Source organism: Pseudomonas sp. JDS28PS106 (assembly GCF_036706555.1).
In the GTDB taxonomy this organism is placed as follows: Bacteria; Pseudomonadota; Gammaproteobacteria; order Pseudomonadales; family Pseudomonadaceae; genus Aquipseudomonas.
This window is the reverse complement of the sequence record NZ_JBAJGT010000004.1, coordinates 150,430-177,159: the sequence shown is the minus strand read 5'-3', so window position 1 is coordinate 177,159 and position 26,730 is coordinate 150,430. Positions and strand designations below refer to the sequence as shown.

24 protein-coding genes are annotated in these 26,730 nt (G+C 60.6%); 10 read left to right on the top strand and 14 right to left on the bottom strand.

What is annotated here, in order from left to right; all coding sequences use genetic code 11:
- Positions 1-3: 3 nt before the first annotated feature.
- The 8 genes from tcyN to TRP66_RS08100 all read left to right on the top strand — a co-directional run bounded on the left by tcyN (position 4) and on the right by TRP66_RS08100 (position 8,025).
- Complete coding sequence (tcyN, locus tag TRP66_RS08135; protein WP_333400999.1) at positions 4-747, top strand: L-cystine ABC transporter ATP-binding protein TcyN; 744 nt, start codon at positions 4-6, stop codon at positions 745-747.
- Between the two features lie 559 nt (positions 748-1,306).
- Positions 1,307-2,041, top strand: a complete 735-nt coding sequence (locus tag TRP66_RS08130) for a hypothetical protein (RefSeq protein ID WP_333400998.1) — start codon at positions 1,307-1,309, stop codon at positions 2,039-2,041.
- A 265-nt stretch (positions 2,042-2,306) separates the two neighbouring features.
- Positions 2,307-3,671 carry an LLM class flavin-dependent oxidoreductase gene (locus TRP66_RS08125; protein ID WP_333400996.1) on the top strand — a complete coding sequence of 455 codons (1,365 nt, stop codon included), beginning with the start codon at positions 2,307-2,309 and terminating at the stop codon, positions 3,669-3,671.
- Positions 3,672-3,819: 148 nt separating this feature from the next.
- A complete protein-coding gene (locus tag TRP66_RS08120; protein ID WP_333400995.1) occupies positions 3,820-4,608 on the top strand; it encodes a MetQ/NlpA family ABC transporter substrate-binding protein in 789 nt (262 codons plus the stop codon).
- Positions 4,605-5,726, top strand: a complete 1,122-nt coding sequence (locus TRP66_RS08115; protein ID WP_333400994.1) for a methionine ABC transporter ATP-binding protein — start codon at positions 4,605-4,607, stop codon at positions 5,724-5,726. The genes TRP66_RS08120 and TRP66_RS08115 overlap by 4 nt, the downstream gene beginning before the upstream one ends.
- Positions 5,716-6,360 carry a methionine ABC transporter permease gene (locus TRP66_RS08110; RefSeq protein WP_333400992.1) on the top strand — a complete coding sequence of 215 codons (645 nt, stop codon included), beginning with the start codon at positions 5,716-5,718 and terminating at the stop codon, positions 6,358-6,360. The genes TRP66_RS08115 and TRP66_RS08110 overlap by 11 nt, the downstream gene beginning before the upstream one ends.
- 55 nt (positions 6,361-6,415) lie before the next feature.
- Positions 6,416-7,048: a class I SAM-dependent methyltransferase gene (locus TRP66_RS08105; protein WP_333400991.1), complete on the top strand. Its 633-nt coding sequence runs from the start codon at positions 6,416-6,418 to the stop codon at positions 7,046-7,048.
- 491 nt (positions 7,049-7,539) lie between these two features.
- The gene (locus TRP66_RS08100; RefSeq protein WP_333400989.1) at positions 7,540-8,025 is read left to right on the top strand and encodes a hypothetical protein; all 486 of its coding nucleotides are present in this window, start codon (positions 7,540-7,542) and stop codon (positions 8,023-8,025) included.
- 67 nt (positions 8,026-8,092) lie between these two features.
- On the opposite strand, the gene TRP66_RS08095 is transcribed toward TRP66_RS08100, so the two are convergent.
- The 4 genes from TRP66_RS08095 to TRP66_RS08080 form a co-directional block, all read right to left on the bottom strand.
- Positions 8,093-11,191, bottom strand: coding sequence for an efflux RND transporter permease subunit (locus TRP66_RS08095; protein WP_333400988.1), 3,099 nt, complete (start codon positions 11,189-11,191; stop codon positions 8,093-8,095).
- Complete coding sequence (locus tag TRP66_RS08090; RefSeq protein ID WP_333400987.1) at positions 11,188-12,258, bottom strand: efflux RND transporter periplasmic adaptor subunit; 1,071 nt, start codon at positions 12,256-12,258, stop codon at positions 11,188-11,190. Before TRP66_RS08090 ends, TRP66_RS08095 begins: the two co-directional genes overlap by 4 nt.
- On the bottom strand, positions 12,255-13,385 hold the full coding sequence (locus tag TRP66_RS08085; protein WP_333400986.1) for an efflux RND transporter periplasmic adaptor subunit: 1,131 nt from the start codon (positions 13,383-13,385) through the stop codon (positions 12,255-12,257). Before TRP66_RS08085 ends, TRP66_RS08090 begins: the two co-directional genes overlap by 4 nt.
- A 92-nt stretch (positions 13,386-13,477) precedes the next feature.
- On the bottom strand, positions 13,478-14,590 hold the full coding sequence (locus TRP66_RS08080) for an RHS repeat-associated core domain-containing protein (RefSeq protein ID WP_333400985.1): 1,113 nt from the start codon (positions 14,588-14,590) through the stop codon (positions 13,478-13,480).
- Positions 14,591-14,752: 162 nt separating this feature from the next.
- On the opposite strand from TRP66_RS08080, the gene TRP66_RS08075 reads away from it, so the two are divergent.
- The gene (locus tag TRP66_RS08075) at positions 14,753-15,913 is read left to right on the top strand and encodes an AAA family ATPase (RefSeq protein ID WP_333400984.1); all 1,161 of its coding nucleotides are present in this window, start codon (positions 14,753-14,755) and stop codon (positions 15,911-15,913) included.
- Positions 15,914-15,926: 13 nt separating this feature from the next.
- Here TRP66_RS08075 and TRP66_RS08070 read toward each other — a convergent pair whose 3' ends face one another.
- The 9 genes from TRP66_RS08070 to TRP66_RS08030 form a co-directional block, all read right to left on the bottom strand.
- Positions 15,927-16,781, bottom strand: coding sequence for an RHS repeat-associated core domain-containing protein (locus tag TRP66_RS08070; RefSeq protein ID WP_333400983.1), 855 nt, complete (start codon positions 16,779-16,781; stop codon positions 15,927-15,929).
- A gap of 11 nt (positions 16,782-16,792) precedes the next feature.
- Complete coding sequence (locus TRP66_RS08065; RefSeq protein WP_333400982.1) at positions 16,793-17,782, bottom strand: RHS repeat-associated core domain-containing protein; 990 nt, start codon at positions 17,780-17,782, stop codon at positions 16,793-16,795.
- A 108-nt stretch (positions 17,783-17,890) separates the two neighbouring features.
- The gene (locus TRP66_RS08060; protein WP_333400981.1) at positions 17,891-18,907 is read right to left on the bottom strand and encodes an ABC transporter substrate-binding protein; all 1,017 of its coding nucleotides are present in this window, start codon (positions 18,905-18,907) and stop codon (positions 17,891-17,893) included.
- 45 nt (positions 18,908-18,952) lie between these two features.
- On the bottom strand, positions 18,953-19,819 hold the full coding sequence (locus TRP66_RS08055; protein WP_333400980.1) for an ABC transporter permease: 867 nt from the start codon (positions 19,817-19,819) through the stop codon (positions 18,953-18,955).
- Between the two features lie 110 nt (positions 19,820-19,929).
- On the bottom strand, positions 19,930-20,811 hold the full coding sequence (locus tag TRP66_RS08050; RefSeq protein ID WP_333400979.1) for an ABC transporter ATP-binding protein: 882 nt from the start codon (positions 20,809-20,811) through the stop codon (positions 19,930-19,932).
- Between the two features lie 15 nt (positions 20,812-20,826).
- Positions 20,827-21,723 (bottom strand): TauD/TfdA dioxygenase family protein, encoded by an 897-nt coding sequence (locus tag TRP66_RS08045; RefSeq protein ID WP_333400978.1) that lies wholly within the window; start codon positions 21,721-21,723, stop codon positions 20,827-20,829.
- Between the two features lie 479 nt (positions 21,724-22,202).
- Positions 22,203-22,985, bottom strand: coding sequence for a MetQ/NlpA family ABC transporter substrate-binding protein (locus TRP66_RS08040; protein WP_333400976.1), 783 nt, complete (start codon positions 22,983-22,985; stop codon positions 22,203-22,205).
- Positions 22,986-23,144: 159 nt separating this feature from the next.
- Complete coding sequence (locus TRP66_RS08035; RefSeq protein ID WP_333400975.1) at positions 23,145-24,065, bottom strand: sigma 54-interacting transcriptional regulator; 921 nt, start codon at positions 24,063-24,065, stop codon at positions 23,145-23,147.
- A gap of 76 nt (positions 24,066-24,141) precedes the next feature.
- Positions 24,142-24,723, bottom strand: a complete 582-nt coding sequence (locus tag TRP66_RS08030; protein WP_333400974.1) for an alpha/beta hydrolase — start codon at positions 24,721-24,723, stop codon at positions 24,142-24,144.
- 325 nt (positions 24,724-25,048) lie between these two features.
- Between TRP66_RS08030 and TRP66_RS08025 the strand changes: the two genes are divergently transcribed.
- Positions 25,049-26,026 (top strand): AraC family transcriptional regulator, encoded by a 978-nt coding sequence (locus TRP66_RS08025; RefSeq protein ID WP_333400972.1) that lies wholly within the window; start codon positions 25,049-25,051, stop codon positions 26,024-26,026.
- Positions 26,027-26,038: 12 nt separating this feature from the next.
- Here TRP66_RS08025 and TRP66_RS08020 read toward each other — a convergent pair whose 3' ends face one another.
- Entirely contained in the window at positions 26,039-26,728 is a 690-nt protein-coding gene (locus TRP66_RS08020; RefSeq protein WP_333400971.1) for a Crp/Fnr family transcriptional regulator, read from the bottom strand.
- Between the last annotated feature and the right edge of the window lie 2 nt (positions 26,729-26,730).

The window sequence follows — 26,730 nt, the reverse complement described above, 5'->3', positions numbered from 1 at the left end:
AGCATGATCGTGGTCGAACGACTCACCAAGCAATTCAAGGGTCAGCCGGTGCTCAAGGGCATCGATCTGCGTGTCGAGGCCGGCGAAGTGGTGGCGATCATCGGCCCCAGCGGCTCGGGCAAGACCACGCTGCTGCGCTGCCTGAACCTTCTGGAAACGCCCGACAGCGGCCGGATCAAAGTGGGCGATATCGAAATCGACGGCGCCCGCCCCTTGAGCCAGCAGCAAGCCCTTATCCGCAGATTGCGTCAGCAAGTGGGTTTCGTCTTTCAGAACTTCAATCTCTTCCCGCACCGTACCGCACTGGAAAACGTCATTGAAGGTCCGGTCGTGGTCAAGAAAGTCGCGCGTGAAAGCGCCGTGGCGCTCGGACGCAGCCTGCTGGCCAAGGTCGGTCTTTCCGGCAAGGAGGACGCCTATCCGCGGCGCCTGTCCGGTGGCCAGCAACAGCGGGTGGCGATTGCCCGGGCCCTGGCGATGGAGCCTGAAGTCATTCTCTTCGACGAACCGACTTCAGCCCTGGACCCGGAACTGGTCGGCGAAGTACTCACGGCGATCCGCGCCCTGGCGGAAGAAAACCGTACGATGGTCATCGTGACCCACGAAATGAGCTTCGCGCGGGACGTGGCCAATCGGGTGGTGTTCATCGATAAAGGCGTCATTGTCGAGCAAGGCGAAGCCAAGGCTTTGTTTGCCAATCCGCAACACGAGCGCACCCGGCAATTTCTTGAGCGCAGCCGCGCCTGATCCTACAAGTAAACTGGCCGTTGCGACACGAGTTGGTGTCGCAAGGGCTTGCCTTTACATTTCCACAAGAAATGATTGATCGGAATCTTCGTCTTAAAGACCGAAAGATCCGACACCTCTTATCGATTTTATAAGGTCAACGGATACTCCAGATCTTTCCGACTGGACGGCCAGCCTTTGGATTCAACTTACGCAAGTTGTCTGCAAGAGCGGGTCCAGACGTTCATCGCTCCCGCCCCGCCAACCTCATGATGACCCGCTGTAGGACTGCACGATAGCTCATGTAGGAGCAAAAGCCTCATAGCGTGAGAAACGTCTGATTTTCGGTTAAACCGGGCATTCGCAGGGCAGAAATATTGACAGGAAGCCCTGAACCCCATTAGCTCGATTCAAGTAACACTTGGTTAAAAAGAGACTTGTAACGACTCTATATATCCATACTTTGTAATGTTTGCCACTTGCTTGCCCGGTAGGGTAATTATCGACACCTATCAACTTTCGCTCGAACTTATGCCCCAACCTCTATTACTCGCATCTTCGATAACATGAGTATTCGAACATGACCCGGACATCTTGCAACACTTACTCTCCCAGGCTGCCTGCCCCCACAATTCCGCAGGCCACCCGCCAAGGCATCGGCATGAAAGTCGCCTCGCACCTGATGGTTCATGTCGAGCCCTATGACGACATGGATACTGGAGACCTTATCGAGTTGTTCTGGAATGGCTGTTATGTCGCGTCCAGGATTCTCAAGGCCTCCGATCTTGGCAAAACCATCACACTGCGCCTGCCGGAAAGCTTTCTGCAAAATGGAAAAGCCCGCACCTACTATCAGGTGATGAAGGTCGGCGGCAGCCCCGTAGTCTCGGCCTGTCGCAAACTGTGGGTAAAACTGGACGCACCGGGCGGGCAGCTATTGAGTCCCAGCTCGGAAGAAAACCAGGGACTCGCGCCGTTGACCGTACCGCCGTCGGTAGCTCGTCGCGGGTTGACGAGCCGGCATATTTCCCACGGTTTGCCGCTGTCCATCGAGCCCTACCTGAACATGGCAGCGCATGACGAAATTACCGTGCGATGGGGCGACCTGCGCATGGACCTTCCCCCACTGACAGCCGAGAACGTCGGCGTTCCAGTCGACCTGATCGTGCCGCCGGATCTGATCCTGGAGGCGGGCGACGAGCAACGGCTGGAAGCGACTTATTGCATCATTGATCGCGTCGGCAACAACTCGCTGTGGGCTCCGCCTCGCGAGATACGGATTCAGCCGCTGACCGAAGCGCGGCAGCGCTCTTGAGCCCCCGCCCTCGGATGGTGAGGTGTCTGGAGTAACGCCATCGACGTTACCCGGATGCCTGCCACTGCCCCGAAATCCGGTGCTCTCTGCTTCTCCGTCATCGCCAACCTGACCACCCTATCAAAACGGCGGAAATCTCTATCTATGCTTATTCCCAAAAGAACTTTCTGAAGCTCCAAATAAATCTATACGGTATATGCACCGGACCACCGGACCCTGTTGATCAACACTGCCAAGACGGCGGTTATCTAGAGGTTCCGTATCGATGGTCCGCAAGAAAATTCTCCTCAACGCGTTCAATATGAACTGTATCGGTCATATCAATCATGGCCTGTGGACGCACCCGCGGGACAACTCCACGCAGTTCAACAGCCTGGAGTACTGGACCGACCTGGCCCGCCTGCTGGAGCGCGGTCTGTTCGACGGACTGTTCATCGCCGACATCGTCGGTGTCTACGACATCTATCAGAAGTCGGTCGACCTGACGCTCAAGGAATCCATCCAGTTGCCGGTCAACGACCCCTTGTTGCTGGTCTCGGCGATGGCCGCAGTGACTCGCAATCTGGGGTTCGGCCTGACCGCGAATCTGACCTACGACACGCCTTACCTTTTCGCACGTCGCATGTCGACCCTCGACCACCTGACCCACGGGCGGGTGGGCTGGAACATCGTGACCGGTTATCTGGATAGCGCCGCCCGCGCCATGGGGCTGGACGAGCAACCCGAGCATGACCGTCGCTATGAACAGGCCGACGAGTACCTGGAGGTGCTGTACAAGCTCTGGGAAGGCAGTTGGGAAGACGACGCGGTCGTCAACGATCCCGAGAAGCGCATCTACGCGCGTGCGGACCGGGTGCACAAGATCCGCCATCACGGCGCTTTCTATAAAGTCGAGGGATACCACCTCTGCGAGCCTTCCGTGCAACGCACGCCCGTGCTGTTCCAGGCCGGCAGCTCGGAGCGCGGCTTGCAATTCGCCGGGCGACATGCCGAGTGTGTGTTCATCAGCGGCCGGGACAAGGCCGGCACCCGGGCGCAAGTCGACAAGGTCCGCGCCAGTGCCGTACAGGCCGGGCGCAACCCGCAGGACATCAAGGTCTTCACGGGTCTGAACGTCGTGGTGGACACGACCGAAGCGCTGGCCCGCGAAAAATTTGCCGAATATGGCCGCTATGCGAGCGCCGAAGCCGGCCTGGCACATTACGCAGCGTCCACAGGAATCGACTTCGCGGCGTACGGGCGGGACGAACCTATCCCGCACGTAAAGAGCAATGCCATCCAGTCCGCCACGGGCACCCTGAAGAACAATGACGCAACCCGCCGCCAATTGCTCGAACAGCACGCGCTGGGTGGCCGTTACGTGAACATCATCGGCGACCCCGGACAAGTCGCCGACGAGCTGGAAGCCTGGGTCGCCGAAACCGGTCTCGACGGTTTCAACCTGACGCGCATCGTCACGCCTGAAAGCTACACGGACTTCATCGATCTGGTCATTCCGGAACTGCAACGACGCGGTTCGTACAAGACCGCCTACGAGGAAGGCAGCCTGCGCAGCAAACTTTTCCCGCAAGGCTCGGACCGTCTGCCGCCCCAGCACACCGGCGCGAGCTATCGGCGGGAAAACCAGTGATGGGAACACCTCAGTCTTTGTGGGAGGGAGCTTGCTCGCGACAAGGTCGGCGGGACACGTCGTTCGTACCGCCGTCGTCGCGAGCAAGCTCCCTCCCACGATCCCTGCATATTCAAGCCCTATTAATACCCGAGAACGGACAGCCTTCATGACCAGAACATTCATTGCCCTGACCCTTGGCCTGCTGACCCTTACCGCCCATGCCGCCGATGCGCCTCTGAAAGTCGGTACGACCGCGGCGTTCGCCATTCCTCTGGAAGCGGCCGTCGAGGAGGCCGGCAAGCAGGGTCTCAAGGTCGAACTGGTGGAATTCACCGACTGGATCGCGCCGAACGTGACGCTGGCTGCCGGCGATATCGACGTCAATTACTTCCAGCACATTCCCTTCCTGACGAATGCCAACGAAGCAGCGGGCTTCGGGCTGGTGCCGTATGCACCGGGCATCATCAACAACGTCGGGCTGTACTCGAAAAAGTACAAGAGCCTCGCCGCGCTGCCGGACGGCGCCACGGTCGCCATTGCCAACGACCCGATCAACAGTGGCCGGGGCCTGCAACTGCTGGCAAAAGCCGGCCTGATTACCCTCAAACAAGGCGTGGGCTACAAGGCGACCGAGGACGACATCACGGCCAATCCGAAAAACCTCAAGCTCATCCAGGTCGAGGCCGTGCAACTGGTCCGCGCTTACGATGATGCGGACCTGGTGCAGGGCTATCCCGCCTACATCCGCCTTGCCAAGACCTTCCCCGCCGAGTCGGCGCTGCTGTTCGACGGTCTGGACCATCCTGAATACGTGATCCAGTTCGTGATCAAGCCTGAACGCAAGGACGATCCGCGTCTGGCGAAATTCGTCGACATTTACCAGCATTCGCCGGTTGTCCGCGCTTCTCTGAACAAGGTCAACGGCACGCTCTATCAAGTGGGCTGGAAACAATGAACGCCTCCCTGCAACGGCAGCTGCCCCTCGAATCCGGGCATGAGGCGCAGCACGCCGAGCTGCACCCGGACCTGAATCGCGCTCACGTGCGTTTCATCAGCCTGGGCAAGACCTATGAGGGCAACCAGGGGCCGGTCCAGGCGCTGAGCGGTATCGACCTGGCGATCCAGCGCGGCGAGATCTTCGGCATCATCGGCCGCAGCGGCGCAGGCAAGTCTTCACTGATCCGCACCATCAACCGACTGGAACGGCCGACCAGCGGCCGGGTGCTGATCGATCAGGTGGACATTGGCGAATTCAACGAGGACCGGCTCGTCGAACTGCGACGACGCATCGGCATGATCTTCCAGCATTTCAACCTGATGTCGGCCAAGACGGTCTGGCAGAACGTCGAGCTGCCGCTCAAGGTCGCGGGTGTACCCAAGGCGAAGCGTCAGCGCAAGGTGGCCGAGCTGCTTGAACTGGTGGGTCTCAAAGACAAACACAAGGCTTATCCGGCGCAACTGTCCGGCGGCCAGAAGCAGCGTGTTGGCATCGCTCGCGCGCTGGTTCATGATCCGGAAATCCTGCTCTGCGACGAAGCCACCTCGGCGCTGGACCCGGAAACCACTCAGTCGATCCTCGGCCTGCTGCGGGAAATCAACCAGCGTCTAGGCCTGACCGTGGTGCTGATCACCCACGAAATGGCGGTCATCCGCGAAATCTGCGACAGGGTCGTGGTTCTGGAACACGGGCGGGTGGTCGAACAAGGACCGGTCTGGCGGGTATTCGGCGACCCCGCCCATGACGTCAGCAAGATTCTGCTCGCGCCTTTGCAGCCCGATCTTCCCAAAGACATGCGCTTGCGTCTGACCGCGCAGCCAACAACCCTGCGGGCGTCACTGTTGCTGGACGTGCATTTCACCGGCGCCGGCCGGGAAGAGCCGGATCTGGCCGCCTTGTTCGCGGCCCTGGGTGGCAAGGTCCGGCTGCTGCAAGGCGGTGTCGAACGTATCCAGGAGCGCGCCATCGGACGGCTGATCGTGTCGGTGACCGATTCGCCTTACGCACCTGAAGACATCCTGGCACGCGCCCGCAAACAGACATCCCGCGTGGAGGTGCTTGGCTATGTGGCTTGACCGATTGATACAAGGAACGCTCGACACGCTGCTGATGGTTGGCGTTTCGTCATTGATCGCACTGGTACTGGGCATTCCGCTGGCGGTAATTCTGGTCACCAGCGCCAAGGACGGGATATTCGAAGCGCCTGTGGTCAATCGCGTGCTGGGTGCTTTCGTGAACCTGTTCCGTTCGATCCCGTTTCTGATTCTGATGGTCGCGCTGATTCCGTTCACTCGCATGATCGTCGGCACGACTTATGGGGTATGGGCGGCGGTCGTACCCCTGACCATTGCCGCTACGCCGTTTTTCGCGCGTATCGCCGAGGTCAGCCTGCGTGAGGTCGATCACGGCCTGATCGAGGCCGCACAAGCCATGGGCTGCCGGCGCTGGCATATCATCTGGCACGTCCTGCTGCCCGAAGCCCTGCCGGGAATCGTCGGTGGCTTCACCATCACGCTGGTGACCATGATCAACTCTTCGGCCATGGCCGGGGCGATCGGTGCCGGCGGGCTGGGCGACATCGCCTATCGCTACGGTTACCAACGCTTCGATACCCAGATCATGCTGACCGTCATCGTGCTGCTGGTGGTCGTTGTAGCGGTGGTGCAGCTGGGTGGCGACAGGCTGGCGCGGGGTTTGAACAAGCGCTGACCCTGGCTTTCGCCGGGCGTATATTGGCGGCATTCTCCTGAATGGATTGCCGCTGATGAAACTCGACCCGCAGGCCCTGGCCCGGATCACCGCAACCACTGTCGGCCACTATGACCGGGTAGCCGAAGACTTTCGTGAAGGTACGCGCGATCACGATGTCAGCCAGAACATCGACGCGCTGCTGCGCCATATCGAAGCGCCCGCGCCGTTGCAGATTCTGGATCTGGGCTGCGGGCCGGGCCGCGATCTGAAGACGTTCGCTGCATTGGAGCATGTCGCCGTGGGTCTGGACGGCTCCGGGCGATTCGCAGAGATGGCCCGCGCGGAAACGGGTTGCGAGGTCTGGCAGCAGAATTTCCTGGAGCTGGAGCTGCCCGCCGAGCGTTTCGACGGAATATTCGCCAACGCCGTCCTTTTTCATGTGCCGCGTCAGGAACTGCCGCGTGTCTTGCGTCAGTTGCATGCCACGCTCAAACCCGGCGGCGTGCTGTTCAGCTCCAACCCGAGAGGCCAGAATCAGGAAGGCTGGAAAGGCGAGCGCTACGGTTCGTATCACGACCTCGACACATGGCGAGCGCTGCTGACCGAAGCCGGCTTCACCGAGCTGGAGCACTACTACCGCCCCGCCGGTTTGCCCAGGGATCAGCAGCCGTGGCTGGCGAGCGTCTGGCGGCGCGGCGATCGATAACCGGAAAAAATGCGCCGGGCATCACACCGCCTCGCGGATGAATCCGCTCCTGCAATCACGCTCGCCGTAGGAGCGGATTCATCCGCGATCTGCCGCGTAGCGGCAGCAAAACCGAGCGGCGCAGTTCATTCAGACAGATCGCGTCATCGTTTCGCCAGCAAGCTGGCTCCCACAGTGTAGGAGCGGATTCATCCGCGATCTGCCGCGTAGCGGCAGCAAAACCGAGCGGCGCAGTTCATTCAGACAGATCGCGTCATCGTTCTTCGCCAGCAAGCTGGCTCCCACAGTGTAGGAGCGGATTCATCCGCGAGAGATTTGCACTGCTTTCGGTGTTTGTTGAGCCGCGAGAGGGGTTGCCACCTTGCGATAAATACGATTACGTCCTCGCACACTATCAATTTCGATAGTACCCGGCAGGTCTTCAGCGCTTCAGACTTGACGCACCTGATTACCTGTCAGGCAACAGCCGCCCTATCAAGGAATGATTGAAAATGACCAATCTGATAAGCAACGGAATGTTTATAAATCAACAGTTCGAACCCTGGACTTCGCCGAACCTCGGCACTCCTGTATTTACTGAGTACAAAAGCGAAGAAACACGAAATACCTACAGCCTTCTGCTGCGGCCGGATACCCAGATAGATCAACAGGTTGAGGCTTCGATGGAGCCGAAGGATTTTACCGTCAACTTTCAGCTGAGAGCGAAAATCGATGCCAAGGCCCATATGGGCAAATGGCTTTTCGTGATGATCACGGCGCGCTCCGGCCAGGAATACCATTTTGAGAGCAAGCTGTTCACGGACCTGACCGATGATTGGAAAACCTTTGATTACCAAGGGCTAACACGTTTCCCGAAGGATCACGAAGGCCTGTACATGTCCGTCGTCAGCGCAAGAAAGGTAGACGAGGACGGTGCGGCCGACGCGCCTGCCCAGATCACCGACATGCAACTCTACGCCTCTTACCTTGATGAGTAGCAGGCGAAAACCCAGAACGCGACAAAGCGGCCTGATGCAAGGCCGCTTCGCTTTCGCAGTCAGCCCGTCAACCGGGCTGACTCGCCTCTTGATGCTTCTGCTGCTCCTTGGCCTCACGCTCTTCGTCCGTCGGCTCCTTGATCCGGTACCAGGCCACGTAGAGCGCCGGCAGGAACAGCAAGGTCAGCAGCGTCGCGATAACAATGCCGCCGATCATCGCGTAGGCCATCGGTCCCCAGAACACTTCACGTGCGATGGGGATCATGCCGAGACTCGCCGCCGCGGCGGTCAGCAGGATGGGCCGGCGGCGGTGCTCGGTGGCTTCGGCCACGGCGTCCCACGGTAGATAGCCGGCGCGTTCGTAGGCATCGATCTGAGTGACCAGAATCACCGAGTTGCGAATGATGATACCGATCAGCGCCAGCACGCCGAGAATCGCCACGAAGCCCAGCGGCGTCCCGGTCGGAATCAGCGCAAGCACTACGCCGATCAGGCCCAGCGGCGCGACGCTGGCGACCAGGAAGGTCTTCTGCACGCTGTGCAGCTGGATCATCAGGAACGTCGCCATCAAAAACAGCATCAGAGGCAGGACTTGAGCGATCGGCCCCTGGGCCTTGCCGCTCTCTTCCACCGTACCACCGGTCGCCACCTTGTAACCGACCGGCAGGCCGGCGGCGAACTTGTCGATTTCCGGCTTCAGCTCCGCCACCAGGTCCGTGGGCTGCATGTCGTCCCGCACTGCGCCTTTCACAGTGATGGTCGGTTTGCGATCCCGTCGCCACACCAGCGGCTGCTCCAGCTCATAGCCCACGTTGGCGAAAGCCAGCAGCGGGATCGACGTGCCGCTCGGGGTGACGATCTGCAGGTTCTGCAAGGTTTCCGGCGTGCCACGCTCGGCTTCCTCGGCGCGACCGACGACGTTGATCAGATAAATGTCGTCGCGTACCTGAGTCACAGCCGAACCGCTCACCACGCTGTTCATCAGCTGCGCCACGTCTTCGGAAGACAACCCGAGCTGCCGCGCCTTATCCTGGTTGATGTCGACACGCAGGACCTTGCCAGGCTCGTTCCAGTCGTAGATCACCTCGCCCACGTGCTCGTTGTTGTCCAGCAATGTCGCCAGTTCGATGGCATGCTGGCGCACCTTGTCGATGTCCTCGCCACTGATCCGGTATTGCAACGGACGCCCCACCGGCGGGCCCATTTCCAGCGGCTGCACGAACGAGCCAATGCCCACGAATTCCTCGCGCAGGCGCTTCTGTAAACGCTCGGTCAGCGCGGTACGGGACTCGAGGCCTTTGCTGACCACCACAAGCTGGGCATAGAACGGGTTCTGCAACTGCTGATCCAGCGGCAGGTAGAAACGCAGCGCGCCCTGACCGATATAAGTACTCCAGCGCTCGATGTCCGGATCGTCCTTGAAGCTGGCTTCCAGCCGGTCCACGACCTTGCGGGTCTCGTAGATCGAGGCGCTCTGCGGCAAGTTGATGTCGACCAGAATCTCCGGTCGGTCCGAGGCCGGGAAGAACTGGTTCTGCACGAAACGCATGGAGAACAACGCCGCGGCGAACAGCAGGATGGTGATGCCGATCGCCAGCCAGCGATGGCGCATGGCCCAGAACATGCTGTTGTTGAAGCCACGGGCGATACGGCCGGGCTTTTCGTCTTTCTTTTTGACCTTGCTGCTCAGGATATGCACGCCAATGACCGGCGCGAACAGCACCGCCACCAGCCAGGACACCAGCATCGCGACCGCGATGACCGCGAACAGCGTGAAGGTGTACTCCCCCGCCGAACTGGCGTTCAGGCCGATCGGCACGAAGCCCGCCACAGTCACCAGCGTGCCGGTCAGCATCGGGAACGCGGTCGAGGTGTAGGCGTAAGTGGCGGCCTGCTCCTTGGTTTCGCCCAGCTCCAGCCGGGTCACCATCATCTCGACCGTGATCATCGCGTCGTCGACCAGCAGGCCCAGGGCGATAATCAACGCGCCCAGCGAAATACGCTGCATGGTAATGCCGCTGTATTCCATGAACACGAACACCATCGCCAGCACCAGCGGAATCGAGCAGGCCACCACCAGCCCCGCGCGAATACCCAGGCTAACAAAGCTGACCACCATGACGATGACCACCGCTTCGAACAACGCGCTGGTGAAACCGCCTACAGCCTTGTTGACCACTTCCGCCTGATCCGAGACCTTGTGTACGCCGATACCCACAGGCAACGTGGCCGTCGAAGCGTCCATGCGCGCGTGCAGCGCCTCACCGAAACTCTGAATGTTGCCGCCGTCCTTCATGGCGATGGCAAGACCGATGGCCGGCTTGCCGTTGAAACGAAACATCGGCGCGGGTGGATCGGTATAGCCGCGCTGGATATCGGCGATATCGCTCAGGCGGTAGAAGCGGTCGTTAAGACGCAAATTGACGGCGGCCAGGTCTTTTTCGGAAGCGAACTGGCCCGAGGTGCGCACGGATATCCGCTCCGGCCCGGCCTCGATGACGCCCGCCGGGGTCACGGCGTTCTGCGATTGCAGGCTCTGGACGATCTGACGCTGGTCCAGGCCGAGCGCCGCGAGTTTGCGGGTCGAGAAATTGAGGTAAATCACCTCGTCCTGCTGGCCGATCATCTCGACCTTGCCCAGCCCCGGCACTTCGCGAATCTCGGCGCGGACCTGCTCGACATAATCGCGCAGCTGCCGCATGGAAAAGCCGTCGGCGGTAAAGGCGTAGATCGAGCCATAGACGTCGCCGAACTCGTCGTTGAACGACGGGCCTTGCAAGCCCTGCGGGAATTGCCCGCGAATGTCGTCGACCTTCTTGCGCACCTGATACCAGATTTCCGGAATCGCTTCGGCGTCCGTGGTATCGCGCAGGAACACCATGATGGTCGACTCGCCGGGCCGGGTGTAGCTCTTGACGTAGTCCAGCGAATCCAGCTCTTCGAGTTTTTTCTCGATGCGGTCGGTCACTTGCAGCAGGGTTTCGTCCACCGTCGCGCCGGGCCAGCGGGTCTGGATGACCATGGTCTTGATGGTGAAGGAAGGATCTTCCTCACGGCCAAGATTCATGTAGGAAAACACGCCCATCAGCAGGCCAACGAACATCAGGTACCACACGAACGATTGGTGCTTGAGCGCCCATTCGGACAGGTTGAAGCTCCCTTTCATCGCGGGCTTTCCTCATCGACTTTGATTTTCTGCCCCGGCTTGAGGCTGTTGACGCCCGCGCTCACGATACGCTCGCCGGGCTTGACCCCGGCGGTGAGCACAAAACCATCGGCATCGCGGCTCACAGGCGTGATCGGACGAGGATTGACGGTCTGGTTCTGCTGGTCGATGACCCAGATCTGCTGTTTGCCATCGACTTCCTGAAGCGCGCCAATCGGCAAGCGCAGCCGTGGGGAGATCGCCGAAGTCAGGGTGACACTGATCGCGGTTCCCAGGCGCAACGCCGGCGGTGTTTCGGTCAGCGACAGGCGCGCACGCCGGGTACGGGTCGAGCGGTCGGGCTGAGGCTCGATCTCGCGCAGTGTCGCGGTCGTGCTGATGGAAGGTTCCAGCTGACTGGCGACCGTGAACTTCACATCGGCAGGTAGCTGGTCGGCCAGCGACGCGGGAAGATCGATCACCGCTTCCCTGATGTCGGGACGCGCCAGGGTCACCACTTCCTGCCCTGCGGTCACAACCTGCCCGGCCTCGACTTTCCAGTCGGTGACTACCGCGTCATGGTCGCTGCGCAGTTCGCTGTAGCTCAACTGATCGCGGGCCTGCTCGGCGGCGGCCCGCGCTTGTTCGCGCGAGGAATTGGCGGTTTTCAGGTCGGTCAGCGCCACGTCCAGTTGCGCCTGGGCGCCAACGCCCCGGTCGAACAGCTCCTGCTGCCGGCGCGCGTTGGCTTCTGCGTTGATCCGCTGCGCCTCGATGCGCGCCAGATCGCCTTCGCGGGCACGCACGGCATTCTGCTGATCGGTAGGATCGAGGACTGCGAGCAGGTCACCCTTCTTCACCTCGCTGCCGACATCCACTTCACGACGCGCGATCCGGCCGGGAACCCGGAACCCGAGCACGCTCTCGTAACGCGCTTCGATATTGCCCGCGAAACGGCCGAACTCCTGCATCGACTCGGCCCGGGCTTCGACCGACACCACCGGGCGGACCGGTTCGGGCTTCGGTTCGTCCTTGCCGCACCCCGCCAGCATCAGACAGCCCAGCACAACACCCGACAAGCGCCTCATGGCTGCACCCGCGCGGCCGTGGGTTGCGGGGTATCGGCGATTTCCACCTGCATATCCGGATGCAACAGCTGTCCTCCCGCAGTCACGACTTTCTCTCCATCCTTGAGCCCGTCTCCGATGATTACGCTGGACGTCAGATAGCGCATCACGCTGACCTTGCGCAGATTGACCTTGCCTTGCTCGTCGACGACCCAGACCGCGGGTTTGCCGAGTTCTTTGCCCAGGTCCTTGGTTAGCGCGGCCCATGGCAATTCGACGCTGGCATTGGCCGGCGGACTCAGGCCGACGCTGACCACCGACCCCAGGTCCATGCCCGCAGGCAATGGATCGAGGGCGATCTTCACCTGCAAGGTGCCGGTCTGGGCGGACACGGCGGGCGTGACTTCGCGCACTCTGCCGTTGACCTTGATCGCCGGGTTGTCCAACAGCGAAACCTGCACCGGCTGATCGGTCGGCGGCTGCACGAACAGTGACTCGTAAACGTTGAATACCGCATCCCGTTCGCCGTCTCGGGCCAGGTCGAAAATCGGCATGGTGGCCTGCACCACCTGCCCGACCTCGGCCTGACGCGCCGTGATGACACCCGGCGTATCCGCCACCAGCGCGGTGTAGCTCAGTTGCTCGCGGGCATTGGCGAGCTGAGCCTGAGAAGCTTTCAGCGCGCTCTCGCTGCCGCGCAGCGCGGCCTCGGCCGAATCGTATTCACTACGGCTGGTATAACCTTTGGGCAACAGTTTCTGCTGGCGCACGAAGGCAGCCCGGGTCTGGGTCACCCGGGCCTGATCGGCTGCGACCGCGGCAACCGCCGAGTCGACATTGATCTGCAGATCCCTCGGATCCAGGCGCGCCAGCACCTGTCGGGCGGTGACGCGATCACCGACGTCGACATTGCGCTGAATGATCTTGCCGTTGACCCGGAACGACAGGCGCGTCTGCACGCGAGCCTGAATGTCACCGGTCAGCGCAACCGGAGCGGAAAACCGCGCCGTCTGGACGGTCTGGACATACACGCGAGGCGTGTCAGGCGCAGGCGCCTTCTCTTCGCTGCAACCAGCCAGCGCCACCAGCGCAGCCGCAAGCACGGCCAGCGGACCCAGGGGAAAAACTCGGGAGGGACGAGCAGGCATGCAGGCTCCTTTTGCGGCTGCCAGGTGCTACCGTGATATCACGCAAGAATAACGTGAATATGCGACTGTGTCGGGGCGGGAGGGTTCCTTCGTCAGAGCCTGCCCATGCTCCTAAGGACTGAGACGACATCATGTTGGGCCGGATAGGCCGAGAGGTCAGTCACTAGAAAACCGCGGCCGCGCCCAGTATGTGCTCTATTCAGGCGCTCTAGCCACTCAACGTGGTCGCCCGAGCCCTTGAGGTAGGACTGCAGATTCTGTGGAGACAGCTTTTTTACATACGCTTCATTCTGAGGATTGTCCCTAAGATACTTCGAAACCTGGTGCGGTCGAAGGTCTCGGATCTGGCCTTGGACCTGTTCTAACGCCACTTCTTCATGTCGGGCTGCTAGCTGCTCGGGTGAGAGGGGTACCTGCTGGCTCGGACCAGCCGAAGTAGTAGCAAAGCGATTGCGCGCAGCCCCTTTTCCACTCAGCCCTTGATTGAAGCGTCCGGCGACTCTGTTCCCTATTTTGCTGAACGCAGTCAATGCTGTCGTCCCTAAAACCGCCACCGAAGCAGACGTCAAGCCTAGCGCGGCTACTCCTAGGGCTAAGCTGACCTGTGGGTTCGTTTTTTTGGTGGCGAAATGTGCAGCGCCCGCACCCACTGCGCTTACCATGAGCCCGGCACCTATCAACCACCCCCAGTGCCCGGTTGGATCAACTCGGTTGATCGGATCGCCCAAGCAGTAGGCATAAGCATTCAACCCTCCTTTTCCAAACGGACTCAGACTGTCAGGACTGTTGAAACGCATCAGCACCGGATTGAATGCGCGGTAGCCGTTACCCAGCAGGTAATGACCGGTCAACGGGTCTGGCTGCTCGCCGTTGAAGCCGGGCAGTTCAGTTGGCAGCGTCGCGCTTTCGCGATGACCATATGAGCTGTAGGCGACTCGGGTGAGCGAATCGGAACAGGCCGCCAGAACGCTGTTCGCGCTACCGGTTGCCAATAGCGTGTTCTGGATACCATCAACTGTGTTACTCCGTTGAGCAAGCAATCTTCCGCCGGCTTGCAGGTAAGAATAATGACGGTCCCCGTCGCTTTTCGTAGCCAGCCGGTCAGTGCAGTAGAAGCGTTGCGTTGCATTTTGCTCCGCCGATCTGAGCGCCAGACGGTCCAGCGCGTCGTATCGATATGAACAGGATCTGCTTTGGGTCTGCATGGCCGGCTCCTTTGCGGGGCGTAGTGAGCATCGCTCATTGTGAAGAAGCGAGCCACTGACAAGTCTGTCAGGTTCTTACTGCTACTCCACCGGGCAATGCCCGATGCGCGCGTAGCGCGCTAAACTCCCCGCAGTCCGCTCATGCGCAGCAAGGAAGCCTGAATGCTCAAGACACTCGCGGTCGCCCATTACCGTTCGATCAACCAGTTGGTAGTGCCGCTAGGTCGCTTGAATCTCGTCACCGGACCCAACGGCAGCGGCAAGTCGAACCTGTATCGCGCGTTGCGTCTGCTGGCGGAGACGGCACAGGGCGGGGTCATCAATGCGCTGGCGCGGGAAGGCGGGCTAGAGTCCACGTTCTGGGCGGGGCCGGAGAAGATCAGTCGGCGCATGCAAAACGGCGAAGTGCCGGTGCAAGGCGGGCCGCGCCAGAATGCGATGCGCTTGCGGCTCGGGTTTGCCGGAGACGACTTCAGCTACGCGATTGCCTTGGGCCTGCCCGAGCCCAGCCGTTCGGCCTTCGCGCTGGACCCGGAGATCAAAAGAGAATGCATCTGGGCGGGGCCTGTCTATCGACCCGCCAGCCTGCTGGTCGATCGTGCAGGCCCCATGGTCCGCGCCCGTGATGGACGAAGCTGGGATGTAGTGGCGCAGCACACACCGACGTTTGACAGCCTGTTCGACCAGATCGGCAGCCTGCGCACTTCGCCGGAAGTCCTGCATTTGCGCGAGCAGATTCGCGGCTGGCGCTTTTATGACCATTTTCGTAGTGATGCCCAGGCACCGGCACGCCAGCCACAGTTGGGCACTCGCACGCCGGTGCTGCACCATGACGGCCACGATCTGGCGGCTGCATTACAGACCATCATCGAAATTGGTGACCGCGACGCCTTGCACGACGCGATCAGCGACGCCTTTCCCGGCGCCCGACTGAGAATCGGTGCAATACCGGGCGGGCAGTTCAGGCTGGAGTTTCATCAGGAGGGTCTGCTACGACCATTGTCGGCCGCCGAGCTGTCGGACGGCACGCTTCGCTATCTGCTACTGGTCGCCGCCCTGCTCACGCCCCGACCGCCGACGATGATGGTGCTCAACGAGCCGGAAACCAGCCTGCATCCGGATCTGCTACCGGCTCTGGCCCGGCTGATCGTGCAGGCTTCAGAGCGGTGCCAAGTGTGGGTGGTGTCTCATGCGAGTCGTTTGATTGCAGCGTTGGAGCGGACGTCTGAGTGCAATTCGATCATTCTGGAGAAGGTGCTGGGTCAGACCGCTATCGTTGGACAGGGGATGCTTGATCAGCCAGCGTGGGGGTGGCCGGGTTGATAAGCGGCCGCCTTTACAGGCGGGTTACCCGAATGTCAGTCGCTTGCTTGACAGCGCGCTTCGCCATTTCGGCGCGTATAAACAACCCGCTACGCATGAAGAAGGTCGGCAGGGTAATACCGACAGCGAGGACGGCAAGCGGGCGCGCGGCAGGGGAGTCAGGATCAACGGTACGAACCACGAACGCTGCTGACCAGCTGGCGCTCGCTGCCAACGCCCCTAGCGGGACTGTCGCCGATACTTTCTCCGTCAAGGTAAGAGGCCTGAAAGAAGGAGGGTTTGTCAGTGGTTTGACCTTTACGCCCTTGAACAGCGCAGGAACGGAGCCGCGCGCGCCTACCACGCCAATGGTTGCAGTCAGCAAAGCAACCCCGACATAGACGGCTGAAATTAGTGTGTCAAAAAAATCATGCCCGCTTGGATCACTCCGGTTTACCGGATCCCCCGCACAATACGCATAAGCATTCACCCCACCCTCGCCAAACGGGCTCAGACTGTCCGGGCTGTTGAACCGCTTCAATACCGGGTTGTAGGCGCGGTAGCCATTGCCCAGCAGGTAGTGGCCGGTCAGCGGGTCAGGCAGTTCGCCGTTGAAGCCGATGCCCGCCATCAGCGGGCGGTGACCGAAGGGGGTATAGGCAAAGCGATCAGGCTGTCCGGCCTGTACCTGCGCCAGCAGGCTGCCGGCGCGGTCGGTGGCGTACAGAACTGTGCGGCTTTGTTGAGGACGCTGAGCGCAGGCTCTCATGGGCAGGCTCCGATTGGCGCTGAGCAAGGATGCGGTCAGTCTGAACCAGAGATAAGCTGCGCAAAACTGGCAGAAGTATGAGGTTTTCTTCTGCATGAAGGAGAAAATGTGCCGCTTCAAGGCATGACGAGTTACCAACCGGCACCATTCATAGCCTGGAGTTGCGCCGCTTGAAGTGCAGCACTAGCCTCTTCGAACTCGCCATCTCGGATACTTCGTTGCAATTCCCGCACTATCTCATGCGACAGGCCGTGTTGCTTTAGATACCCGGGCGTGATGCCTGGGACTTTATTCAACCCGATCTGGTCCAGCTTGCTTACCCATTGTCGATAAGGCAAATCAGCAATCTTGAGCCTTTTAAATCGGGCTGCCGATTCAGCCATCACACGGCGATACATCACTCGATCGACTCGAGCCACGGTCGACGGCTCGTTCCAAGCCATGTAATCCAATATCTTTTCTTTAATCTCACGTGGCATTTCCTCAAGTACTGGCTTGGGTGCTCTTGGCACTTTCTGCCAGCGCGCGGCCTTTCCGAGATCTACCACATGTCCCTTCAGGTTGATGACCTTGCCGGGGAGTACAAATTTGATAAACGTTCTCAAAAAATGTGGGGAAGCCAGATGCCCTGTTGAATCGCCCCGATTAATGGGGTCGCCAGCGCAATAGGCATACGCATTTATTCCCCCCTCGCCGAACGGACTCAAGCTGTCAGGACCGTTAAAGCGCATCAATACCGGGTTGTAGCTGCGATAGCCGTTGCCCAATGGATAATGGCCCGTCAGTGGATCGGGATGCTCGCCATTGAAGCCGGGCGCTCCGGCCAGGATGTCCGCAGTTATATAGTGGCCGTAAGGCGTATAGCGCATCATTTCCGGAGAGTTACCGGCGACGGCCAGAACGCTGTCCGCACGGTCCGTCAGGAGCAGTAAAGTTGCCAGGCCGTCCTGCTGGGCCACCAGGCGCCGGTCACTGCGCAGAAAGCGGCGGTGCCGGCCATTCCCGATTTCGGTCGAGCGTTGATCATCGCAATAGAAGTACCGCTCCGCGCCTCGCGTGGGATCGGAACGAACAGCGAGACGATCCAGCGGATCGTAATGGTAGGTGGCTCGTGTGACCATGAAGCTTCACTCGTCGGGGCGCGGACGGGCGTTCAGCATCACCCGATGCGCCGCGACGAGCTACTGGCAAAAACGCTAGGTGTCCCTGCCAGTGCCAGCCCTGAATGGTCAGCTTCCCGGCGTGCCGTGCGCTTCTTCGAAGAAGTAATCCTTCCAGCTGGCGGCCTTGTTTTTCAACACGCCCAGCTCATGTAGCTTTTCGGCATAGATGTAAGTGCGCTGCGGCGTGACGGTGAAGTCGATCTCCGGGTCAGCGACGATTTTCTCTACCAGCGGCAACGGCAGCTTCGACTGTTCGACGCGAATGTAGGTCTGCGCGGCGGCGGGCTTGTCGGCCTTGATGATCTGCTCGGCCTCGGCCAGGGCGTCGTAGAACGCCTTGTAGGTCTTGGGGTTTTCGTCATGGAATTTTTCGGTGGTGTAGAGCACGTTGAACGTGGCCTGCCCACCAAGTACATCGTAAGAGCTGAGCACTTTGTGGACGTTCGGGTTCTCCAACGCCTGATACTGGAAGGGCGGGCTGGAGAAGTGCGAGTTGATCTCCGAACCACCGGCGATTAGCGCCGATGTGGCGTCGGGATGCGCGAGGCTGACCGAGATATTGTCGAATTTCTTGAACTGATCATTACCGAACAGCTTGGCGGTTTCGATCTGCAAGGTCCGGGACTGAAAGCCCACGCCCGCCGCCGGTACGGCGATGCGGTCCTTGTCGGTGAAGTCCTTGATGGTCTTCACATTGGGGTTGTTGGTCAGCAGATAGTTGGGCATCGAACCCAGCGAAGCGATGGCCTTGACGTTCTGGCGGCCCTTGGTCCGGTCCCAGATGGTCAGCATCGGCGGCACGCCGGCCGATACCACATCCAGCGCGCCGGCCAGCAGCGCTTCGTTCATGGCCGTAGCGCCGGAAATGCTGTTCCAGTTCACTTCGATATCCACGCCCTGGGCCTTGCCGTGTTTCTCGATCAGTTTCTGATCGCGCACCACGTCCAGGATCAGATAGCCGATCCCGAACTGCTGAGCGATGCTGATCTTGCCTTCAGCCTGAGCGGTGCCGCTGAGCAGGCCGCCGAGCAGAAAGGTGGTAGCCAACGCGGTCAGCGCCGGACGCTTGAAAATCCTGGTCATGCATTCCTCACAGTGTCTTTAGTGGTATTGGCAGTGGCTATCGGTTCAGCGCTGCATGCCCCAGCGCTTGACGGTCAGACGCTCGATGTTGGCGAACAGCAGGTTCTCCACCAGCAGCCCGATCAGGATTACGGCGGCCAGACCCGCAAACACCTTGTCGGTGTACAGCTCGTTACGGTTCTGGAAGATGTACCAGCCCAGGCCGCCCTTGCCCGAGGACGCACCGAACACCAGCTCGGCGGCGATCAGGGTGCGCCAGGCGAACGCCCAGCCGATCTTCAGGCCGGCGAGAATCGACGGCAGCGCGGCAGGAATCAGGATGTGCCAGACGAAACGCAGACCCTTGAGGCCGTAGTTGCGACCGGCCATGCGCTGGGTTTCCGAGACGCCAAGAAAGCCCGCGTAGGTGTTGAGCGCCAGTGCCCAGAGCACCGAGTGGACCAGCACGAAGATCAGGCTGTTCTGGCCGAGTCCGAACCACAACAGCGCCAGCGGCAACAGCGCGATGGCCGGCAACGGGTTGAACATGGCAGTCAGCGTACCTAACAGGTCGCGGCCCAACTGGGTCGAAACGGCCAGCGTGGTCAGCGCGAAGGCCAGCACAATGCCGATCAGGTAGCCCTGCACCAGCACGGTCAGGGAAATCCAGACCTTGCCGGGCAGCTCGCCGGTGATCAGGCCGTCATAGAACGCCGTGGCGGTCTGCAGGAAGCTGGGCAGCAGCAAATCGTTGTTCTGAATGCGCGCTGCGATTTCCCAGAGCACCGCCAGCACGATCATGATCACGCTTTTGCGGACCCAGCCGCGCTGCCAGATGCGTTGCACCAGGGGAATGTCGCGCGCCAGATCCTTCTGAGTAAAGGGCTCCAAGGCGATCTCGTATTCTTCGCGAATCGGGGTTGTATGGTTCATGAGTGCAATCTCAAAGTCTTCATCGGCCCCGTAGGAGCGGATTCATCCGCGATGCGTCATCAGGACCGACACATTTGTCCCGGATGTACCAACGCTTACGGGCCAAGGCATCAATAAGCGATACGAATATCCTGAAAGCTCAGCTCCTGCTCGCCCTGCCCGCTCTCTTCTTCGTTGAACAGCAAGCGATGGATACGCTGGGCAGTCTGCTGGAACCCCACGCCGCCCAGGCTTTGCAGGTCGTACTGATGGCTGTTGATTTCCGCCCGGACCCGGCCGGGATGGGGCGACAGCAGCAGGATGCGGTTACCCACCACCAGGGCTTCTTCGATGGAGTGGGTGACGAACAGCAAGGTAAAGCGCACCTCTTCCCAGAGTTCGAGCAGCTCTTCCTGCATCTTGCGCCGCGTCAGGGCGTCCAGCGCGGCGAACGGCTCGTCCATCAAGAGGATTTTCGGCTGCATCGCCAGCGCGCGGGCAATCGCCACGCGCGCCTTCATGCCGCCGGACAAGGTATGCGGATAGGCGTCGGCAAACGCACTGAGGCCGACCTTCTCCAGGTAATACCGCGCGCGTTCCAGCGCTTCCGGGCGCTTGAGCGTGCGTGAAGCCAGCATCGGGAACATCACGTTTTCGATGACGGTCTTCCACGGCGGCAGCTGGTCGAACTCCTGAAACACCACGATGCGGTCAGGCCCCGGCTCTTTGACCTGAGCGCCGGCCAGGCGGATCTGGCCTTCGCTGGGTTGAATGAAACCGGCAACAGCCTTGAGCAGCGTGGACTTGCCGCAGCCGGACGGCCCGAGCAATACGAAGCGGTCGGCCGGGTCGACTTCGAAACTGACCTGATGGGTCGCCCGCACCACACGTTCGGCGGTGCGGTATTCAAGGCTTACGCCCTGAACCTGCAACAAGGCTTCAGTGGCATGCTGAATCGCCTGTGGCGAATTCGTAGCGTGGCTGGCCGCGTGGCATTGCACTACAGCATTCATCGAAAACTCTCCCGATCAGAACGGCGCGCTGCCCTGGATGGTGGTGCGGTGCAGACGACGGCGCAGATGGGCCGGGCAACCGGCGGCGAGGTGAATCAGGGAACGGTTATCCCAGAACACCATGTCATTGGGCTGCCACTGATGACGGTAAACGAACTCGGGACGCACGCTGTGGGCGTAGATCTGGTTCAGGATGTCCCGGCTTTCGTCTTCCGGCAGGCCGATGATGCGGGTGGTGAAGCCTTCGCTGACGAACAGCGCCTTGCGGCCGTTTTCCGGGTGGGTGCGCACCACGGGATGACTGACTTCCACGACTTGGGCCAGTTGTTCCGCCGTCAGGGTCGGACGCCAGTTGGCGGCGTTGTGGCCTTCGGCGTAACGCGCGGTGTAGCTGTGCACGGCCTTGCGCCCTTCCACTGCCTCGCGCAGATGCTGCGGCAAGGTATCCCACGCCTGGTGCATATCGGCGAACAAGGTGTCGCCCCCTTCGCTGGGCAGTTCCTGGGCATAGAGCATCGAACCCAGGCTTGGAAGCTCTTTGTAGGACAGATCCGAGTGCCAGTATTTGCCGGCATCGCCCAGGCCGATCGGCTGGCCGTTCTCGACGATGTTGGAAACGATCAGGATTTCAGGATGATTGGCGAGCAGGAACTGCTTGAGCACGTGGATCTGCAACACACCGAAACGGCGGCTGAAATCGACCTGTTGTTGAGGCGTGATGTGCTGGTCGCGGAAAACGATCAGGTGGTAATCGAGGTGAGCCTGGTGAACGCGAGCGAAATCGGCGTCGTTCAGGGGTTTGGACAGATCAAGCCCAACGATTTCCGCCCCGACCTTGTCGGCGAACGGACGTACGTCGAATGCTTGGCTCTCGGCTTGGACAGACGAAGAAGCGAGGGAGGCTGCTGGCATGAGTACTCCGACTCCAGAACAATGATTTGACTGAGAGCTGGAACTTTATAGATATAAGAAACGGAATTTAAATACCGTTAATGCATATGCATAGCGCGGATTGGCCTAGAAACTGGAGGAGGAATCCGGACAGGTTTGTGTAGGAGCCAGCTTGCTGGCGATGATCATTGACGCGGTATAGCTGATATACCGCGCCGTGCCGTTTTGCTGCCGCTGCGCGGCAGATCGCAGGCAAGCCAGCTCCTACAAAACTGTGGGAGCCAGCTTGCTGGCGATGATCATTGACGCGGTATGGCTGTATACCGCACCGTGCGGTTTTACTGCCGCTGCGCGGCAGATCGCAGGCAAGCCAGCTCCTACACGCGTAGGGCCGATGACGCGATCTGCCTGGACAAACCGCGCCGTTTGGTTTTGCTGCCGCTGCGCGGCAGATCGCTGGCAAGCCAGCTCCTACAGACGGTGTGGGAACCAGCGGGCTATCAGAACGCCGGCAGCACCGCGCCGTCGTACTTCTTGTTGATGAAGTCTTTGACTTCAGAGCTGGTCAGCGCCTTGGACAGTTTCTCGATGGCTTCGCTCTTGGCGTTGTCTTCGCGAGTGACCAGGAAGTTGACGTAAGGCGAGTCGGCACCCTCGATGATCAGCGCGTCTTTCTTCGGATTGAGCTTGGCTTCCAGCGCGTAGTTGGTGTTGATCATCGCCAGATCGACCTGACCCAGCGCGCGCGGCAGCACGGCCGATTCCAGTTCACGGAACTTGAATTTCTTCGGGTTGGTGGCGATGTCTTTCGGAGTCGCCAGAGCGTTAGTCGGGTCCTTCAGGGTGATCAGGCCACCTTTCTGCAGCAGAAGCAGTGCGCGGCCGGCGTTGCTGCCTTCGTTGGGAATGGCGATGGTCGCGCCTTCCGGCAGGTCGGCCAGGTTCTTGTACTCCTTCGAGTAGCCGCCGAAAGGTTCGACGTGCACGCCGACGCCGGTCACCAGGTTGGCGCCCTTGCCCTTGTTGAAACCGTCAAGGTAAGGCTTGGTCTGGAAGTAGTTGGCGTCCAGACGCTTCTCGTTGAGCTGAACGTTGGGCTGCACGTAATCGGTGAAGACCTTGATTTCCAGATCCACGCCTTCTTTCGCCAGGGTAGGCTTGATCAGCTCAAGGATTTCGGCGTGCGGAACAGGCGTCGCGCCGACCACCAGCTTTTCACCGGCCTGAGCCAGGCCGATAGAGAACGCAGCCGCCAGAGCGGTCATCAACAACGTCTTTTTCATTTAATGTCCTTAGCGAAAGATCTCGCGACATCGCCCGTGCGACGTCCGATCATGAGGTTGGCCGCTTGTCTGTCCGCCTGCGGCGTGCCCCGGACATTACCGGTATTTTTTATTCCGAGAAAATACTTTTTAAGCAAATGCTTATGCCATTTCATCAGCTCACAAGCCGAGCGCCTGCTTGAGAGCTTGTATACGGCCCGGGTCGCCATCGCTCAGGATCTTGCGAACCTCCCGTTCGATATCGCTAAAGGAGCTGTCACGGCCGGACAGATTGAGATGTTCGGGAAGAATCTCATCCCCGCTGCTCACCAACAGCGCGAAATGTATGACGTTTTCCAGCTCACGGGTATTGCCTGGCCAGTCATGGGCTTCCAGCACGGCTTGGGCCGCCTCGCTGATGAGCTGGATCGGCAGGCTCAGACGCTGGCTGTAGATCCCCACGAAATATTCGGCCAGCGGCAGGATATTGCCGGGCTGGTCCCGTAACGGGGGAAGGTCCAGACGGCCTTCGCTCAGGTAGTGATAAAGCCGGTCATTGAATTTGCCGGCGGCCACTGCCTGCGCCAGATCGATACTGGTGGCCGCGACCAGACGGACATCGACCGGGCTGGGTTGATGCGCCCCGACCCGCACGACTTCATGGTTTTCCAGCGCGGCGAGCAGTCTGGCCTGAATCGGTAACGGCAGGTCGCCGATTTCGTCCAGATACAGCGTGCCGCCGTTGGCGGAGCCGAACCAGCCGGCACGGCTGCTGGCCGAGCCATTGTGGGCGCCGGCCGCATGGCCGAACAGTTCGGCGTCGGCATAGGTCGGGCTGATGGCACCGCAGTTTACCGAGACGAACAGGCCTGCGCGGTCGCTGCCACGATGGATATGGCGCGCCAGCAGCTCCTTGCCCGTTCCGGATTCGCCCCGGATCAGCACCGGCAGCGAGCGAGGAGCCAGACGCTCCATTTCGCTGCGCAACTGGCGCGAGCGTGGATCGACGAACACCAGCGCCTTGGCGCGGATGCTCAGAGGGCTTTTCTCGGCATCGGGGAAGGTCAGCAAGGGTTGACCGGAAAATTCGTGCAGGTTCATGAAAGACTCCCGCCCAACCCCGCGGACGGGATCAGGCGCAGTGGTAAAACGACGAGCGCAAGCGCCCGATTGACAATCAGGCGCGGCGGCGGGCGTGCTGCTCCAGGCGATTCTGCAAGCGATACAGATAGGCGAAGCCCTGCTCCCAGCGCCGGTGACCCGACTTCACGTTGATATGCCCGGCTTCGCTGAGAATCCCGATCTCCGCACCCCAGTCGCGGGCCATCTCCAGCGCACGCCGGGTGCTGACCGCAGGATCGTTGTCGGAGCTGACAATTTGCACCGGAAAGGGCAACGGCTCTTTGGGAACCGGCGCGAAGTTGCGCAATGCAGGCGGACAGTTGGGCCGATCGACGTCCGCGGGCGCAACCAGCAAGGCGCCCTTGACCTGTGCCAGCGTTTCCATAGGCGCCAGCCGCGCCCAATGAGCAACGGTCACGCAGCCCAGACTGTGGGCAATCAGAATGACCGACGAATCCTGGGCGGCAATACTGCGTTGCAGTTCACCGATCCAGTCTTCGCGACGCGGTTTGCACCAGTCCGCCTGTTCCACGCGGGCACTGTTGGGCAGGCTGTTTTGCCAGTGGGTCTGCCAATGGTCCTCGGGCGACCCTTGCCAGCCGGGCACGATCAGGTAGCGGATCGGTTCGTTGTGCACGGGGTTTGCCTCCTGCATGCGCTTCATGAGGCAAGTATAAAGAGCCAACTTATATTCCCTAAGGAATAAGGAGCTATTTATTAAGCTCTTAAAGGAATATAGAAGACAAAAAAGAGGGCCATTCCCTGCCTTGAGGAATGGCCCTTGATAGAAATCGCTTACGACTCAAACACTAACCCCTCAGCGTTACAGGAATACGACGCCAGCGTGCCATTCCTGTGACAGATGCTATACGCCTTTGAGATGCATTCAGTCAGATCGCGCTTGCGAAGACCTCACAAATGCTTCCATCCTTGTTCCAGACTCAGACAGGAAGGGTGGTCGAATGCCCGCGCCAGGCAGCCTCGCCAGTTGGACACACGCCCTGTGCAAGCAACTCGACGCGCTGGAACTGGACAGCGCGACGCTGTGTGCCGCAGCCGGAATCGAAGCGGTCGAGGCCGACAACTCACAGGCAACATTCGCGCTAGGCGCCACGCTGCGGCTATGGGCACTGGCACTCCAAGCGACCGGCGATCCTGCGCTCGGCCTGCGCGTGTCGCGCTTCGTCAGCCCCAGTGCCTTTCATGCGCTAGGCTATGCCCTGGTCGCCAGCGCTTCGTTGCGAGAAGTGTTCGAACGCATCGTCCGTTACCACCCGGCTGGCGAAGATGCCCTGAGCCTGGACTTCAAACGCAGCGGAGACCGTTACCAGTTGCGCTTCAATGCGCCTGGCGAATGCACTCAGGTCGACGAAGTGCTGGACGCGTTCGCCGCGATCTACCTGCGGACCTGCCGCAATCGCCTGGGACGCGGCTATGCGCCGTTGGGCGTTTATCTGCAACGAGCCGCGCCGCAGGATGCGGCGCCCTGGAACGATCTGTTCCGAGCGCCGCTGTTCTTCTCGGCGGCGTGCAACATGCTGGAGTTCGCCAGCGACAGCTTCGACAGCCATCTCGACGACGCGCTGGACCAGGCCGCCGAGGGCGAACAGCCCTGTGCGCTGATCTGGGAACAGCGGGTTCGCGCGGCCATCGAGGCGCTGCTACCCGATGGCGAGCCCTCGGCACAAAGTATCGCCGAAGCGCTGAACCTCAGCCCTCGCAGTCTGCAAAGGCATCTGGCCGACGAGGGCTACTGCTATGACTTGCTGCTCGGCCAATGCCGGCAGGACCTCGCCTTGCTGCACATGAGCGACCCGCAGAACTCACTCAGCGAAATAGCCTGCCTGTTGGGTTTCGGCGACGCCGACAACCTCAGCCGTGCCTTCAAGCGCTGGACCGGGCTGACCCCTGCGCAATACCGCAATGCCCTTCCCCGCTGAAGATCGTCGACGTTAACCGGTCAGCACTGGCGCCCTGGAGTGATTCGCCATCTTGCGCAACTTGTTCACATCGAACACTTCGAGCCACTCCCCCCCAAGACGAATGATCTTGCGCTCCTGCATGTCCCGCAGCACCTCGGGCAATGCCGCGTCGGCCTCGATTTCTTCGAGCCGTATCAGCCGGCGTGCGTGGCTCAGCACGCCATAGCCTTCGCATAGTAGGAGCATTCGCCATGCGACCCGGGCCTTGAGCGGCAGCCGGCTGAGCTTCTCTGGATGCGGTAACGCCAGACCCAGCTTGCGGCCGAGCAGATCGGCCATCGGTCGCCAGTATTCGGGTTGCTTGTCGAGGATTTCCATCAGCGCGGCCTGAGGGACATGCAGGAAAATGGTCTGGTCCATGGACAGGGCATCCAGCCGTCGAGGCTGCCCGTCGAACAGTGAGACCTCGCCGAACCAGTACGGCAAACGCACTTCCTCGGTTCTCGGTACCAGACGCTGATTGTCGGCGGTGCCCATGCGCACTGTGCCCTCGAGCAGCGCATAGAGGCCACAAGGCGCGTCGCCTTTGGCGAACAGCAACTTACCGGGGGTCTTGCGACGCTGGCGGCTGGCTGCCAGCAAGCTATCCTGCAATCCGGCAGGCAAGTGAGAAAACCAGCGGTCGGCCATAAGCCTCGATCGCCATAATGCTCCATTCATAG